The 14721-nt window shown below is 69.7% G+C and carries 14 protein-coding genes; 6 read left to right on the top strand and 8 right to left on the bottom strand.

The features are described from left to right. Positions 1-20: 20 nt before the first annotated feature. On the top strand, positions 21-518 hold the full coding sequence (locus ACXJKJ_RS02435) for a DUF7482 domain-containing protein (protein WP_457388945.1): 498 nt from the start codon (positions 21-23) through the stop codon (positions 516-518). On the opposite strand, the gene ACXJKJ_RS02430 is transcribed toward ACXJKJ_RS02435, so the two are convergent. The 6 genes from ACXJKJ_RS02430 to ACXJKJ_RS02405 all read right to left on the bottom strand — a co-directional run bounded on the left by ACXJKJ_RS02430 (position 419) and on the right by ACXJKJ_RS02405 (position 5621). Next, a complete protein-coding gene (locus ACXJKJ_RS02430; protein ID WP_457388943.1) occupies positions 419-1639 on the bottom strand; it encodes an acyltransferase family protein in 1221 nt (406 codons plus the stop codon). The genes ACXJKJ_RS02435 and ACXJKJ_RS02430 overlap by 100 nt on opposite strands. An 86-nt stretch (positions 1640-1725) precedes the next feature. Next, positions 1726-3222, bottom strand: coding sequence for a hypothetical protein (locus ACXJKJ_RS02425; RefSeq protein ID WP_457388941.1), 1497 nt, complete (start codon positions 3220-3222; stop codon positions 1726-1728). Positions 3223-3334: 112 nt separating this feature from the next. Further along, a complete protein-coding gene (locus tag ACXJKJ_RS02420; RefSeq protein ID WP_457354800.1) occupies positions 3335-4027 on the bottom strand; it encodes a LytR/AlgR family response regulator transcription factor in 693 nt (230 codons plus the stop codon). Continuing rightward, complete coding sequence (locus ACXJKJ_RS02415; protein ID WP_457388939.1) at positions 4015-5082, bottom strand: sensor histidine kinase; 1068 nt, start codon at positions 5080-5082, stop codon at positions 4015-4017. The genes ACXJKJ_RS02420 and ACXJKJ_RS02415 overlap by 13 nt, the downstream gene beginning before the upstream one ends. 75 nt (positions 5083-5157) lie before the next feature. Next, the gene (locus tag ACXJKJ_RS02410; RefSeq protein WP_457388937.1) at positions 5158-5412 is read right to left on the bottom strand and encodes a hypothetical protein; all 255 of its coding nucleotides are present in this window, start codon (positions 5410-5412) and stop codon (positions 5158-5160) included. Continuing rightward, positions 5409-5621, bottom strand: coding sequence for a hypothetical protein (locus ACXJKJ_RS02405; RefSeq protein WP_056191523.1), 213 nt, complete (start codon positions 5619-5621; stop codon positions 5409-5411). Before ACXJKJ_RS02405 ends, ACXJKJ_RS02410 begins: the two co-directional genes overlap by 4 nt. Positions 5622-5806: 185 nt before the next feature. Between ACXJKJ_RS02405 and ACXJKJ_RS02400 the strand changes: the two genes are divergently transcribed. The 5 genes from ACXJKJ_RS02400 to ACXJKJ_RS02380 all read left to right on the top strand — a co-directional run bounded on the left by ACXJKJ_RS02400 (position 5807) and on the right by ACXJKJ_RS02380 (position 9972). Continuing rightward, on the top strand, positions 5807-6943 hold the full coding sequence (locus tag ACXJKJ_RS02400) for an MlaE family ABC transporter permease (protein ID WP_457388935.1): 1137 nt from the start codon (positions 5807-5809) through the stop codon (positions 6941-6943). Further along, the gene (locus ACXJKJ_RS02395) at positions 6943-7719 is read left to right on the top strand and encodes an ABC transporter ATP-binding protein (RefSeq protein WP_457388933.1); all 777 of its coding nucleotides are present in this window, start codon (positions 6943-6945) and stop codon (positions 7717-7719) included. Before ACXJKJ_RS02400 ends, ACXJKJ_RS02395 begins: the two co-directional genes overlap by 1 nt. Beyond that, the gene (locus ACXJKJ_RS02390; RefSeq protein WP_457388931.1) at positions 7716-8756 is read left to right on the top strand and encodes an MlaD family protein; all 1041 of its coding nucleotides are present in this window, start codon (positions 7716-7718) and stop codon (positions 8754-8756) included. Before ACXJKJ_RS02395 ends, ACXJKJ_RS02390 begins: the two co-directional genes overlap by 4 nt. Then, positions 8753-9376 carry a PqiC family protein gene (locus tag ACXJKJ_RS02385; RefSeq protein WP_056191514.1) on the top strand — a complete coding sequence of 208 codons (624 nt, stop codon included), beginning with the start codon at positions 8753-8755 and terminating at the stop codon, positions 9374-9376. The genes ACXJKJ_RS02390 and ACXJKJ_RS02385 overlap by 4 nt, the downstream gene beginning before the upstream one ends. Before the next feature lie 131 nt (positions 9377-9507). Continuing rightward, entirely contained in the window at positions 9508-9972 is a 465-nt protein-coding gene (locus ACXJKJ_RS02380) for a DUF3592 domain-containing protein (RefSeq protein ID WP_457388929.1), read from the top strand. A 31-nt stretch (positions 9973-10003) separates the two neighbouring features. Here the strand turns inward: ACXJKJ_RS02380 and ACXJKJ_RS02375 are convergent, their stop codons facing one another. Further along, positions 10004-11416 (bottom strand): efflux transporter outer membrane subunit, encoded by a 1413-nt coding sequence (locus ACXJKJ_RS02375; RefSeq protein WP_457388927.1) that lies wholly within the window; start codon positions 11414-11416, stop codon positions 10004-10006. A 1-nt stretch (position 11417) separates the two neighbouring features. Beyond that, positions 11418-14705 (bottom strand): efflux RND transporter permease subunit, encoded by a 3288-nt coding sequence (locus ACXJKJ_RS02370; protein WP_457388925.1) that lies wholly within the window; start codon positions 14703-14705, stop codon positions 11418-11420. Between the last annotated feature and the right edge of the window lie 16 nt (positions 14706-14721).

Here is a 14721-nt window from a genome sequence, read left to right as displayed (position 1 = left end):
GCCTGCACGACCGCCACGCCATGAGAGACCTTCCCTGGTTCCTGCTACCCGCCCTGCTGCTGTCCGCCTGCGCTGCGCCAACCGGCATCACCTTGCCGCGCCAGCAGGCTTGGGTCGAGGGCAAGCGCGTCGAGTACGTGACGACGGACATCTCCGACGGGACGATGGCCGCGCAGGCGGGCATCCACCACGTGCCGCGCCTGGCCGGCGCCGTGGGCATGGGCAGCGCCTCGCTGACCGAGCGCGTCTACAAGTTTGCCGATGGCGCGCAGATCAGCGTCTTCGCCTCCGGGCCGGCACCGGTGGGATCTGCTCGGCCGGACCCGAACTACAGCCCCCTGTGGCGGCTGGTGCTGGTGCGCTGGAAACCGGCCAGGCCGCCGCGCGAGCTGCGCTCCGAAGAGGCGGTGCTGGACGCTCAGGCCTCGGGCGACGTCGAGCTCGACGTGACGGGCATCGTCGTCAACTGCCCCATCACGCGCGGCGTGGACGGCAGCGCCTTGCGCGGCGTGCGCTGAATGCCGACCAGCAACGCCAGCCCCGGCACGCGGCGCAGCACGAGATAGGCGCCGCCGCTGATGGCAAAGGTCAGCACGATCAGCAGCACCGCCTCCAGCCCCCAGGGCAGGGCCAGAGGTTTGAGCCACTGGCTCAGCACGACGATGACGCTCTGGTGCAGGATGTAGAGGCAGAACACCGCCTTGCTCGCCTCGCGCAGCAGCGGCGACTCCTTCGTGAAGGCGCGCTGGGCCCATCCGCCCGCGGCGACGATGGCAAACCAGGTCAGCGAGCCCCGCAGCGTGCGGGCGGCGGTCAGGACGGCATCGCTCGGCGTCGCCTCGGCGTACTGCTGGCTGAAGACCATCAGCACGGCCCAGCCCGCCAGCGAGACGCCGAGGGCCACCCAGCGCAACCGCAATGCCGCCGCCCAGAAGCCCTGCGCCAACGGCGTGCGGCTGGCCCAGCCGATGGCAAACAGCCAGCCGTATTGCAGGTGGTTGTAGAGGTCATGCACCAGGTCGTGCTCGATCGGGAACCGCGGCTTGATGAAGATGCGCATCAGCGCCAGCGGCACCGCCGGCAGCAGCAGCCAGGCCCAGGCGGGCAACCGCAGCTCGCCGCGCAGGCGGATGAAACGGGCCAGCAGCGCCCCCAGCACCGCATACAGCCACAGATAGGGCAGGAACCACAGGTGGTTCCAGGTCGGCACGTCCATGCAGTCCTGGCCGCGGCAGTATTTGCCGCCCTTCAGGTAGGCCTGCCAGAAATCGAGGTAGCCGCCATCGCCCGGCAACTGCGCCGGCACCTTGGTCAGCACCTCGAAATAGGCCTGCGGCGTGACGATGACGGCCATGCCGAATAGCAGCGGCAGCAGCAGGCGCAGCGAGCGGTCCTTCAGCGTGCCCAGGGCGCCGCGCTTGGTGAACAGGCCCTGGCAGGCCGCGCCGGCAATCAGGAACAGCAGGCCTAGTCGCCACGGCGAGCTGAGCTGCATAAAGGGCTCGAGGGCGCCGCTGGCCGCGGGGCTCTTCACATGCCAGTCCCAGGTCACGTAGTACATGCCGACGTGATACGGGATCAGCAGCGCGAAGGCGGCAACGCGCAGGCCGTCAAGGAAGGGGAGGCGGTTCGTGTTCATGGCCGCCAGCTTCGCGGTGGCACGGCGCGCGAGCCAGCGCGCTGGGGCGAGTGGCGCCGCCCCAGGGGCCAACGGCTCTCAGCCTCTCAGGGCAGGCTGCTGAGCCGGATGCTGGCCGCCGCGTCGGGCGCGCCGCGCAGCTCGGTCAGCAGCACCACCTTGCCGTTGACACGATGGAAAACATAGCGGCCAACCTGCGCGAAGCGGTCCGCGCCCACGGTGACAGGCGCCAGCGAGGCACGTGCCTGCAACGCCATGTCGGTCGCGTTGAAGGTGCCGACCCGTGTGAAGCAGGCGTAGAGCATGTCCAGGCGAGGATCGCAATTGAACTTGTCCTGCTCCAGCACCACGAGCTGGTTGCTCACGAGGCTGTCGCTGATGGACAGCGCCGCATAGCCGAAGCTGGCCGTGGACGTTGACGCCGACATCGCGAAGGAGCCGGCATAGCGCATGTCCAGGCTCGGATCGCTGGACGCCGTGAAGACCTTGCCGCAGGCGGTGTACAGCCGTGAGCTGGTTGCCGAGGTCCACACCTGGCCGCAGATTTCATAGTCGCCGTGATAGGGCGAATCGACGGCATCACGCGGGCCGGCGGCTTCCAGCGTGACGTTGTAGATGTCGTTGGGCGAGACGTCCCGGGTCGAGAAATAGATGCGGTCACCGGCGGCGTGCAGTACCGGCAGCACCGGGCTGTAGATGTTGGCCGTGGCGGTCTTGTCGATGCCGTTGGCCGTGTCCACCCAGTGCAGGTAGGCCCAGGTCGGCGCCGAGCCGAAGGCGTAGATGCGGCCCTGGCCGTCCAGCACGACGGCGCCGACCGGCATGCTGACCGCAAACCGGCTGACCGCCATCGCCGCGCCCGGCGTGGCCGGCACGAGGTCGACGAGTGAAACGGCGCCGTCATGCCCCACTGCCGCGCGCCGCCCGTCGGGCGACAGCGCCACCGAAGTCGGTACCGAGGCCAGCGCGACGCTGCGCGTCTGCCCATCGGCGAGCGAGCGCAGGTTCAGCGCGGCGGCCGGCGCCTTGGAAACCGACACGACGGCATCCAGGCTCGCGCTGTAGGCAGCGGCAACGACGTCATGCGGCAGCGTGACGGCGTCAGTCAGCACCTGCTGCGGCTGGCCGGCCTCGGGCTCGGCGAAGTGGCCCACCTTGAGCTTGACCGGCACGACGAACGGGCTACCGCGCGCGGGCGTGGCGCATTTCGAGTCGATGCAGACCTCGACGGTGATCGTGTCGTCATAGCTGCCCAAACCGAGCACGCCGGGAGACGACAGCCCGACCTGCAGATCCAGCCCCGAGTCGGTGCGCGGTGATTCGCCAATGAAGTTCAGGGCCTTTTTTGTGTAGGTCACGCGGTAGTAGTAGCCCTCGGCGGGCGGACGGTCCACCAGCAGCGCGAGCTCGACCTTCTCGACCTGGTTGCGCCGGTAAAGGTCGCGCTCCACGGTCACGCTGGACATCGACATGTGGGCACCGATGTCGTTGGACGGGGTCACCGGCGTGGTCGTGCCGCCGGGCGTGCTCGACCCCCCGCTACCGCCACCGCCACAGGCGGCCAGCACCAGGCAAGAGGCCATCAACGCCCACCACACACGCCTGCCCATCGCGTCCCCCCGGCCTGTGGCCCTTTGATTGGGCGGCGATGCTAACCCGGTCAGCGGCTTGCTTCGTTAGCACACGTATCGACCATCATCCGGCGATCGCGTCAAGAACCCCGCGATAGCCGCGTGACACCCGCAGCGTTCCGCCGCAACTCAACGTCAGTACGGCCTCGCCACTGGACAGGCGCTCGATGCGCCGCACATGCACCGGATTCACCGCGTGGCTGCGGTGCACGCGTACAAAGCGCGCGGCCCAGCCGGGGCGGCCCAGCGCATCGGCCAGCGTGGCGCGCTCCAGCAGGCTGCGCGGGGGCAGGTGCAGCTCGATGTAGTTGTCGGCTGCCGAGATCCATTGCACTTCGGCCAGCGCAATGCGCTCGCCTTCAACCCACCACTCGCCCACCGGCGCGGCCGGCCGCGCCAGCGACTCGCGCACGCGCGCCAGCGCCGCGGCCAGCCGCTCGGCCGTGTAGGGCTTGAGCAGATAGTCCAGCGCCGCCAGCTCGAAGGCCTGCAGTGCGTGCTCAGCGTGCGCCGTCGAAAAGATGATGCAGCGCACGCCGGCCTCGCGCAGCGCGGCGGCCAGTTGCACGCCATTGCCGCCGGGCATCTCGATGTCGAGCAGCGCCAGGTCGGGCGGCGTGGCGAGCGAGCGCACGAGGGCCAGGGCCGACGGCGCGTCGGGCGCCTCCATCAGCTCGGCCACGTCCGTCTCGGCCGCCAGCAGGCGGCGCAGCTTGGCGCGCGCGGCGGGCTCGTCGTCGACGATCAACGCGCGCATGGCAGCTCCACCGTCAAGCTCATGCCGCCACCGTCAGGCCCGAAATTGACGCTGGCAGCATCGGCATAGCGGGCTTGCAGCCGCTCACGCAGATTGCGCAGCCCCAGGCCGCCATCAGGGTCGGGCGGCGAATCGGGCGCCGGGGTGTCGCCATGGTTGCTGACCTTCAGATGCAGCCGCTCGCCGACGCGCTTCGCGACGACGCTGACCGTGACGCGGCCGCGATGCCGCGCCACGTCATGCTTGACGGCGTTCTCCACCGGCGCCAACAACAGCAGAGCAGGCAGCCGGCAGGCGCTCGCCGCCTCGTCGGTCTCGATATGCACGACCAGCCGCTCCGGCCCGAAGCGGGCCTGCATCAGCGCGAGGAAGGGCTGCACCAGCGCCAGCTCCTCGCCCACCGTGTGCTCGGCGCGCTGTTGGGCTGCCAGCGTCTGGCGCAGCAGGTCGGCGAGCTGGCACAGCAGCTTGTCGGCGCGCGGCACGTCCTCGTACATCACCGAGCTGATGAGGTTGAGCGTATTGAACAGGAAGTGCGGCTGCACCTGGTCGGCCAGGCGGGCCAGCCTCACCTCGGCGAGCTCGCGGCGAGCCCGGTCCAGCTCCTGCGCGCGCAGGGCCGCCGCCTGGGCCATCCAGACCCCGCGCGAGATCAGGCAGAAGCTGAGATAGCTGACGGCGTCCTTGCCACCCTCAAAGACAAGCACCGTGGCCAGATCGTCTGGGTGGTAGTCCACGCCTGCGAGGCCGTAGACCGCAAAACGCAGGCCGAACATGCCGGCGATGTGCAGCAGGCTGAACAGGGGCATCGCGGCCGCATGCGCCGCCAGCTGGCGCTGCCAGGACCGGCCCCGCAGTTGGCCCAGCAAGGCATGCACACCCAGGGCCAGCAGGCCGATGACGCTGACCGAGCTGAACTCCCACAGGAACGGCTCCCAGGGGTGGGTGCCGCCCGAAAGGCGGTAGGTCTGCAGCGCGGAGATGCTCAGCAGCAGGCCGATGATGGCCAGCACGGCGACATAAGGCAGGCGCCAGCGGCGCGGCAGGATGGTCATGCCGCGAGGTTAGCCCGGGCAGGGGCTGCGCCTCGGCGCTTCGCCCCGGCCAGGGCGCCATTCGTCCCAGGACCGTCAGCGGTTGGGCCGTGGTTTGCTGTCGGCCGCGCCGTGCTCGCCACCCTTCACCATGCCGCCGCGGCGATCGGCATCCAGCCCCGGCGTAGCGCGCAGGTCAGTGTCAACCTGACCCTGCTTCAGATCGCGCGCCGCACGATCCACCTGAGGGTCGGGCTTGGGATTGGTCGCCGAGTTCTGCTGGTCACGCTCGTGCGGCAGCGACGGCTTGCCCTCGGGGCGAGCGGCGTCGGGGTTGATGGTCTTGCTCATCGCCTGGCGTGGCTCTTGCCAGCCTGCTCGGCGTCGCGCATCTCGCGGGCCTCGTCGATGCTGCGCGGCGCGGCCTCGCGGGCGGCAGGTTCCACACCGCCGCTTTTCACGAACTTCTCGGCGGACTCGCGGTGGCGGCGCGCGGCGTCGTAATTGCCTTCGCCCTGCAGACCGTCGCCCTGGGTCGGGCTTTTGGAGGTGGATTTCATCGCGGGCTCCGGAAGAAGATCAGTTGAACAACTTTCGGCGACGAGCGCAGCGGTCGCGGTCATCCAGGCCGCCTTCGCCCTGTCGGCGCAGGCCGACAGGGCGGTCGCGGCGGCGCGCCGTCCTACAAAGCGCGCAGTCGGCGTCCGGGCCACTGGCAAGACGGCGCGGCAGAGCATGGGTCGTCATGTCCTCCACCCCTGCTGCCTCACTGCCTCCGCCCGCCGACACCGCAAGCACCGGCGAGGGCAAGGCGCATTGGGAAGGCGAAGGCCCGCAGTGGCGCCTGGTGCTGGCGGGCGACGGCGCCGATGTGGCACTGCCCAAACCGCCCGCCGAGTTGCCGGTGGCGGCGGGCACGCGGCTGGGCTTTGACAGCTCGGCGCTGTCGCACTGGCAGCCACCACTGGCCGGCGCGCTGTGGCAGCTGCTGGCACCGCTGGCGCGAGGCGGCGTGCAACTGGACCTGGCTGGCCTGCCGCGCGGCCTGCAGCCGCTGCTGTCGCTCAGCCTGCCCAAGACCGAGGCCGCGCAGAAGAAGAAACCAGCCGCTGATGACGAACCTCTGGCGGAGCCCGAATGGCGCAAGACCCTGGTCTTCGTCGGCGACATGCTGGGCGCCGTCGGCCGGCTGGCGCGGGGCAAGAGCGCTATGCGCACGAGCGACTGGCTGTGGCAGATCGAGCAGACCGGCCCGCGCAGCCTGCCCATCGTGCTGCTGGTCAGTTCGCTGGTGGGGCTGATCGTGGCCTACATGGGCGCCGAGCAGCTGAAGCGCTTCGGCGCGCAGAGCTACATCGCCAATCTCGTCACCGTCGGCGTCGTGCGCGAGATCGCGGCCCTCGTCGTCGGCATCGTGCTGGCCGGCCGCGTGGGTGCGGCCTTCGCGGCCCAGATCGGCAGCATGCGCGCCGGCGAGGAGATCGACGCGCTGACGACACTGGGCGTGGACCCGATCGAGCACCTGGTGCTGCCGCGCATGCTGGCCCTGCTCGTCACCGGCCCGCTGCTGACGCTGTGCGCTGGCGCCGCTGGCCTGGCCGTGGGCTGCGGCGTGGCCGTCGTGCTCTACGACGTGCCGGCCGCGGCCTACCTGGCGACGACGCGCGAGGCGCTGGAGGGCTGGGACCTCTTCGTCGGCCTGCTCAAGGGCAGTGTGTATGCGGTGCTGGTGGCACTGGCCGGCTGCCGCCAGGGGCTGAATGCCGGTCGCAGCGCCCAGGCAGTGGGCGAGGCGACGACGGCGGCGGTCGTGCAGGCCATCGTCTGGATGGTGGTGGCTGCCTCGGCGCTGACCGTCATCTTCCAAAGGCTAGACATCTGATGGACAAGGGCGAGGTCCTGATGCGTGTCGAGAACCTCAGCCTGCACGCCGGCGGCAAGGAGTTGCAGCATGGCCTGAACTTCGAGGTCAAGGCGGGTGAGGTGCTCGCCATCGTCGGCGCCAGCGGCTGCGGCAAGAGCACACTGCTGCGCCACATGATCGGGCTGCAGACGCCGCAGACCGGCCGCGTGCTGTGGACGGCCGGCGGCAAGGAACGCGATGTGCACGGCGACGATCCGCCGCGGCGCGAGATCGGCGTGGCCTTCCAGGCCGGCGCGCTGTGGAGCAGCATGACCGTCGGCGAAAACATGATGCTGCCGCTGGAGCTGTATACCGAGCTGGACGAGGCCGAGCGCGAACGCCAGGCCCGCTTCAAGCTCGCCTTGGCGGGTTTGAACGACCCCGCCACCTTCGACGCCGAACCGGCCGCGCTGTCGGGTGGCATGCGAAAGCGCGCGGCCATCGCCCGCGCGCTGATGCTGGACCCGCCGCTGCTGTGCCTGGACGAGCCCTCGGCCGGCCTGGACCCGCTGACCTCGGCGCGGCTGGACGACCTCATCAAGCAGCTGAAGAACGATGTCGGCTCGGCCATCGTGCTCGTCACGCATGAGCTGGAGAGCCTGTTTGCCGTGGCTGACCGCGTGCTCTTTCTCGACGTCGAAGCACACACGGCCACGGCGCTCGGGCCGCCGGCAGAGCTGCGAGACCAAGGACCCGAGCCGGTGCGCGAGTTCCTGACCCGTGGCCAGTACGAACCGCAGAAGGAAGCCGCGTGAAGCGCCGCCGCGCCAGCCCCCTGGCCATCGGCGCCTTCGTCGTCGGCGCGCTGGCCCTGTTCGCCGTGGCCCTCGTCGTGCTGCCGGGCCAGCACTGGTTCAAGCAGCCGCAACGCGTCGTGATGTTCTTCTCCGGCTCGGTGTTCGGGCTGCAGAAGGGCGCGCCGGTGGTGTTCCGTGGCGTGCGCATTGGCGACGTGACCGACATCAGCGTGCACTACGACAGGGAAACCGACAGCTTCGCCATCCCCGTCGTTGCCCAGCTGGATGCCGACGCCGTGCGCGGCCTGAACGGCCGCAACGACAGCGACGACATCGGCCACGCCTTGCCTGCCCTCATCAAGCGCGGCCTGAGCGCCCAACTCGGCACGCAAAGCCTGCTGACCGGCCAGCTCTACATCGACCTGGACATCCGCACCAAGCAGCGCGGCACGCTGCGCGGGGGCTTTCGCGGCGACATGACGGAGATCCCGACCGTCGCGACCGCCTTCCAGGCGCTGAAGAACCAGCTCGAAAGCGTGGACCTGCGCAAGATCCTAGATGACCTGAGCCAGATCGCAAATTCTGCTCGCTCGCTGATCGCAGCGCCCGAGCTGAAGCAGGGCCTGAAGGACTTCGCGGCCACCGCGGGCCACGCGCGCAAGCTGGCCGCGCAGCTGGAACAGCGCGCCGCGCCGCTGACGCGCAGCGCCGAACGCGCCATGGCCAGTGTGGATAGAGCTGGCGACAAGGTGTCCGGCGCGGCTGACAAGGTGGGCGTGGGCGCCGACAAGGCCAGTGCCGTGCTCGACCCGAACGGCCCGGTCATGCGGGACCTGCAACGGGCCCTCGCAGAGCTGAGCCGCGCCAGCGCCTCGCTGCAGGAGGCCGCGAGCAGCGATGGCCCCTTGCTGCAGCAGACCGAGCGCACGATGCGCGACTTGTCGCAAGCGGCGCGGGCCTTGCGCCAGCTCGCCAACACGCTGGACGCGCAACCCGAGGCGCTGCTGCGCGGTCGCAAGCCCGACACCACGCCTGCACCGGAGCCCGCACGATGAAGCCGATCGCCCTGCACCGCCGAGACCTGGTCCTGGGCCTGCTGGCCGCGGCCACCCTGGCCGGATGCGCCACGCGCGACGCGCCGCCGCGCCGCCTCTATGGCCTGACAAGCACGCCGCCCCTGCCGGCCAGTGCCAAACCCGGCCAGGATGGCCGCGCCTGGGTGCTGAGCCCGCAGATCGCGCTGCCCGAACTGCTGGACCGCGACGAGATCCTGGTTGCCGAGGGCAGCGCGGGCCTGAGGCCCTGGCCCGAGGCGCGCTGGGCCGAGCCGCTGCGTGACGCGCTGCCGCGCGTGCTGGCCGAGGACCTGGGGCGGCTGCGCCAGCCCTACCCGGTCACGTTGGGCGCCAAGTCGCAGCCCGACAACGGCGCGGAGTCGCTGCGCCTGGTCGTGCAGGTGGATGAATGGCTGGCTCGCCAGGATGGCGGTGGCCTGCAGCTGACGCTGCGCGCGCGCTGGCGCTGGGCACCGCTGCACGCGCCGATCAATACCGCCCTGCCTGCCGCCGGCGCCGCCGAGCTGACCGTCCCGTGCGCGGCGAACGCCGATGCACTGGCCGACGCCTACCGTCGCAGCATCCTGGAGCTGGCCGCACGCATGGTCGCGGCCTCCTGAACCCGTCACTTCAGGGAGACCCTGAGGTGATCGCGCGGCTGGCGCGTAAACAATAGCGGCCGCAGGGGCGGCTGCCTCGCTTAAAAAAGAACCGCGCCCGGGCCGCCCGAGGGCGCCTGAGGGAGTAAGTGATGCTGGAAAGTTTGAGGTCCTGGGTCTTCGTGCTGGCGCTGCTGATCGGTGGGCCTTATGTGATGTTCAGCGGCGCAAACGACTCGCGCGACATCAAGCGCCTGCAGGCCAATGGCCGCGAGACCACCGCCACCGTGGAAAGCATCGAGTGGCGCAAGAAGCGCAGCGGCTCGGAGAGCGGTTTCCGCGGCCACATCGTCTTCAAGACGGAGGCCGGCAACCTGGTCAACGCCGAGATCGGCCTGCCTCAACAACAGGGCCAGGCCATGAAGGACGGCAAGGCCGACCCCATGGTCAAGGTGCGCTACCTGCCCAATGAACCCAGCGTCGTGCGCTTGGCCGACATGCAGGACAACACCAGCGAAACCCGCTGGATCGGCGCAGTCATGTTCCTCGCCGGCCTGGGCCTGTTGTGGTGGCGCTGGCGCAAGAACTCGGGCGGGCCGGCGGCAGTCGCGGCTTGATGGAAGTGGGGCCGGCGATGCCGGCCCCGGATCACWGCGCCACCGTCAAGCGGGCCGCGAACGCCTTGTGCACGCCCAACAGGGCGGCGGCGCGCTGGGTCTGTACCTGAATCAACGCGTCCGCCGCCGCCAGGCGCTCCTGCTCGACGCTGAGCAGCGCGTAGAAGTCGGTCACACCGGCCTCGTAGCGCTTCAAGGCCAGCTCGCGGGCACGCCGCGTCGCGTCGGCGGCGGTGGCCTGGGCCGCGGCCTGAAGCTCCGTCTCGCGCAGCGTCGACAGGCTGCCCTGGGCGTCCTGCAGGGCCGTCAGCTGGGCCTGTTCAGCACCGGCGACAGCAGCCTCGTAGCCAGCGCGAGCCGCGCTCTCCTCGGCCTTGCGAGCGCCGAAGTCGAGGAAGTTCCAGTTCAGCGCCGCGGCCAGGCTGTGGATCTGCGTGCCGCTCTTGAACAGGTCGCCAGCGCTGCCGGCGCTCCAGCCGATCTGGCCGGTCAGGCCCAGGCTGGGCCAGCGCGCGGCCCAGGCGACATGAGCGCGTGATGCGGCAGCCTGGGCGCGCACGGCGGCGGCCTTCACGTCAGGGCGTTGGGCCAACAGGCCGGCGGGGTCAGGCAGCTGCCCCAAGCTGATGAGGCGGGGCTCGGGCATGGCGGGCAAGGGGTCGCTGTCGGCCTTGTCGCAGTCGGCTGGCGGCTGGCCGCGCAGCACGTCGAGCTGCAGCCGCGTGAGGCAGGCCGCGTTGCGCAGCGCCGGGACGCTGGCCGAGGTCTGCGCCACCAAGGCTTCAGCGCGGGCCTGGTCCAGCGCGGTGCCGCGGCCGGCGCCGACGCGGGCCTTCACCAGATCGAGCAGCTGGTTCTGCACGACCAGGGTCTCCTTGGCCAGATTCAGGCGGTGGCCGAGGCCGATGAGCTGGGTCTGCAGGTTCAGCGCCGTACCGGCCAGGCTGAGCTGGGCGGCGTCACGATCGAGCGCTGCGCCTTCGGCGTCATAGCTGGCGGCCCGGGCGTTGGATGCGGCGCGGCCCCACAGGTCCACCTCCCAGCCCGCCGTCGCATTGACGCCGTAACTGGTGAAGTTGTTGAACACGCCCTGCTCGTTGGGCGCGCGCTGGCGGCTGGCGCTGGCACCCAGGCCCACGGTCGGGAAGCGCTGGGCACCGGCGGCCGTCGCAAAAGCCTCGGCCTGCTTCAGCCGCGCGGCGGCGGCACGCAGGTCCCGGTTGTTGGCCAGCACCTCGTCGACGACGCGCTGCAGCTGGGCGCTGTCGACGAAGGCGGCGGTCATGGTCGCGGCGCCAGGATTGGCCCCGGCCTCGATGGCAGGCAACTGAGCGAAGCTCGCGGGCGCCAGGTTCTGCGGTCCGGAGGAGAGGCCGGGCGCGGCGCATCCGGCCAGCAGGACGGCGGCGGAAGCAGCGGCGAGAGGGGTCAGGCGGGCGAGCATTTCAGTGGCCCTCCTTCTTGGGTGCAGCATCGTCGATGCCGGGATGGAAGGCATGCGCGGAAGCGTCGATCTGGGCACGCACCGTGGCGGCGCGGGCGCGACGCTTCTGGGTGCTGGCGCGCAGCAGGCTGTAGAAGACCGGCGTCAGGAAGATGCCGAACAAGGTCACGCCCAGCATGCCGGCGAACACGGCAATGCCCATGGCACGGCGCATCTCGCTGCCCGCGCCGCTGCCCAGGATCAGCGGGATGACGCCGGCGCAAAAGGCGATGGACGTCATCAGGATCGGGCGCAGCCGCAGGCGGCAGGCCTCGATGACCGCCTCGCGGATGGTCTTGCCCTGCTCCTCCAGCTCCTTGGCGAACTCGACGATCAGGATGGCGTTCTTGCACGCCAGGCCGACCAGCACGACGAGAGCCACTTGCGTGAAGATGTTCAGGTCCCCCGCCTGCCCGAACGGCGGAAAGTGCGACAGCCAGACGCCGAACAGCGCCGACAGGATGCACATCGGCACGATCAGGATGATGGCCAGCGGCAGGCTCCAGCTCTCGTACTGGGCAGCCAGCACCAGGATGACGAGCAGCACCGAGAACAGCAGCACCGCGGCGAGCGTCGGGATCTGCACGTTGAGCACCGGCACGTTGACGCTGCGGGTCAGGCGGTCCTGGTAGCTGAGCTCGGTGAACTCATAGCCGAAGCCGCGCGGCAGGTTCTTCAGCAGGGTCTCGATCTCGGCTTCGGCCTGGCCGCTGGAGAAGCCCGGCTTGGGCGCCCCGTTGACGTCGGCCGACGGGAAGCCGTTGTAGCGCGTCACGCGCGTCGGGCCGAAGGTCGGCTCGACGCTCATCAGCGAACCCAGAGGCACCATGTCGCCGACACCGTTGCGGGTCTTGAGCTGGACGACGTCCTCGGCCTTGGCGCGGAAGGGCGCGTCGGCCTGCACGATGACCTGGTAGGTCTTGCCGAACTTGGTGAAGTCGTTGACGTACAGCGAGCCGAGGTTGATCTGCAGCGTGTCGTAGATGGACGCGAGCGGCACGCCCATCTGCTTGGCCTTGACGCGGTCGACGTTGGCGAACAACTGCGGCACGTTGATGTCGTAGTTGGAATACGGCTGGCCGATGGAGGTGTTCTGGTTGCCGTAGATCTGGCCCAGCGTGCCCCAGACGGCGCCATACAGGGCCTGTTCGCCCTGGCTGCTGCGGTCCTGCACCTGCACCTTGAAGCCGCCGGCAATGCCCAGCCCGTCGACCGGGGGCGGCGGCACGACGAACATGCGCGCGCCCTGGATCTGCTGGATGGCGCCGTTGACCTGGCCGAGGATGGCCTCCTTGCTCTTCTCGCGCGAGGTGCGCTCGTCAAAGCTCTCCAGGCCGAAAAAGACGATGCCCTCGTTGGGCGCGGCCGAGAAACCGGCGCTGGACAGGCCGGGGAAGGCCACCGAGTCCTTGATGCCGGGCACCTTCAGCGCGATCTCGCTCATGCGGCGGATGACTTCCTCGGTGCGGTCCAGGCTGGCGCCGGCCGGCAGTTGGGCAATGCCGATCAGGTACTGCTTGTCGGGCGCAGGCACGAAGCCGCTGGGGATGCGCGCCAGCAGCAGGGCCGTGGCGCCGAGCAGCAGCGCATAGACGATCAGCGCGAGCGACTTGCGCTTCAGGATGCCGGTGACGCCGCGGCCGTAGTCTTCCGAGCGGCGGTGGAAGAAGCGGTTGAACCAGTTGAAGAAGCGGCCGAACACCTTGTCCATGCCGCGCATCAGCGCGTCCTTGGGCGCGTCATGCGGGCGCAGCAGGATGGCGGCCAGKGCGGGCGACAGGGTCAGCGAGTTGAWSGCCGAGATCACCGTSGAGATGGCGATGGTGACGGCGAACTGCTTGTAGAACTGGCCCGACAGGCCCGGCACCAGCGTCAGCGGGATGAACACCGCGCACAGCACCAGGGCGATGGCGATGATGGGGCCCGAGACCTCCTGCATGGCCTTGACGGTGGCCGCATGCGGCGTCAGACCATCCTGGATGTTGCGCTCGACGTTCTCGACCACGACGATGGCGTCGTCCACCACGATACCGATGGCCAGCACGAGGCCGAACAGCGTCAGCGTGTTGATGGAGAACCCGAGCAGCAGCAGCACGGCGAAGGTGCCGATGATGGACACCGGCACGGCCACCAGCGGAATGATGGAGGCGCGCCAGGTCTGCAGGAAGATGATGACGACCAGCACCACCAGGCCGACGGCCTCGAACAGCGTGTGCACGACCTTTTCGATGCTGGTCTGCACGAAGCGTGTCGGGTCATAGACGATGGCGTAGTCCACGCCCTTGGGGAAGCTGGGCTTGAGCCTCTCCATGGTCTTGCGCACGTTGTCCGAGATGGCCAGCGCGTTGGAGCCAGGCGCCTGGAAGATGGCGATGGCCGCGGCCTCCTTGTTGTTCAGCAGGCTGCGCAGCGCATAGGTGTTGGCGCTGATCTCGACGCGGCCGACGTCCTTCACGCGCACCAGGGCGCCGGTCTTTGGCTCGCTGCGCACGACGACGTCGCCGAACTCTTCCTCGCTGACGAGGCGGCCCTGCGCGTTGATGGCGAGCTGGAAGTCCGTGCCCTTGGGCGACGGCGAGGCGCCGACCACACCGGCCGCCACCTGCGTGTTCTGCTCGCGGATGGCGCCGACGACGTCACTCGCCGTCATGTTGCGCGCGGCGAGCTTTTGCGGGTCCAGCCATATGCGCATGGCGTAGTCGCCGGCACCGAAGCTCAGCACCGAGCCCATGCCGGGCACACGCAGCAGGTCGTCGCGCACATTGAGCGTGCCGTAGTTGCGCAGGTAGAGGGCGTCGCGCGAGTTGTCCGGGCTGACCAGGTGGACCACCATGGTCAGGTTGGACGCGGCCTTCTCGGTCGTCACGCCGATCTGGCGCACGATGTCGGGCAGGCGCGGCAAGGCGCGGTTGATGCGGTTCTGCACCGCGGTCTCGGCGGCTTCCGGGTGGGTGCCGATCTTGAAGGTGACGGTCAGCGTCATGCCGCCGTCGCCGGTGGCCTGGCTGTCGAAGTAGAGGACGTTCTCGAGGCCGTTGATCTGCTCCTCGAGCGGCGTGGCCACCGTCTCGGCGATGACGCGCGGGTTGGCGCCGGGGTACTGGGCACGCACGACGACTTGGGGCGGCGCGACCTCGGGGTACTCGGAGATCGGCAGCAGCGGGATGGCCAGCGCGCCGATCAGGAAGATGAAGAGGGACAGGACGGTCGCGAAACGCGGCCGGTCGATGAAGAAGCGTGAGATGTCCATGGCAGGGGCCGCCTTT

The organism is Roseateles sp. P5_E1 (genome assembly GCF_054049335.1).
Note: the sequence above shows the minus strand (reverse complement) of the source record. Positions and strands in the feature narration are given on the sequence as shown.

Coding starts and splice junctions, on each gene's coding strand:
- ACXJKJ_RS02425 (WP_457388941.1), bottom strand. CDS start 3,222: ATGGCCTCTTGCCTGGTGCTGGCCGCCTGTGGCGGTGGCGGTAGCGGG.
- ACXJKJ_RS02405 (WP_056191523.1), bottom strand. CDS start 5,621: ATGAAATCCACCTCCAAAAGCCCGACCCAGGGCGACGGTCTGCAGGGC.
- ACXJKJ_RS02400 (WP_457388935.1), top strand. CDS start 5,807: ATGTCCTCCACCCCTGCTGCCTCACTGCCTCCGCCCGCCGACACCGCA.
- ACXJKJ_RS02415 (WP_457388939.1), bottom strand. CDS start 5,082: ATGACCATCCTGCCGCGCCGCTGGCGCCTGCCTTATGTCGCCGTGCTG.
- ACXJKJ_RS02435 (WP_457388945.1), top strand. CDS start 21: ATGAGAGACCTTCCCTGGTTCCTGCTACCCGCCCTGCTGCTGTCCGCC.
- ACXJKJ_RS02430 (WP_457388943.1), bottom strand. CDS start 1,639: ATGAACACGAACCGCCTCCCCTTCCTTGACGGCCTGCGCGTTGCCGCC.
- ACXJKJ_RS02380 (WP_457388929.1), top strand. CDS start 9,508: ATGCTGGAAAGTTTGAGGTCCTGGGTCTTCGTGCTGGCGCTGCTGATC.
- ACXJKJ_RS02385 (WP_056191514.1), top strand. CDS start 8,753: ATGAAGCCGATCGCCCTGCACCGCCGAGACCTGGTCCTGGGCCTGCTG.
- ACXJKJ_RS02395 (WP_457388933.1), top strand. CDS start 6,943: ATGGACAAGGGCGAGGTCCTGATGCGTGTCGAGAACCTCAGCCTGCAC.
- ACXJKJ_RS02410 (WP_457388937.1), bottom strand. CDS start 5,412: ATGAGCAAGACCATCAACCCCGACGCCGCTCGCCCCGAGGGCAAGCCG.
- ACXJKJ_RS02420 (WP_457354800.1), bottom strand. CDS start 4,027: ATGCGCGCGTTGATCGTCGACGACGAGCCCGCCGCGCGCGCCAAGCTG.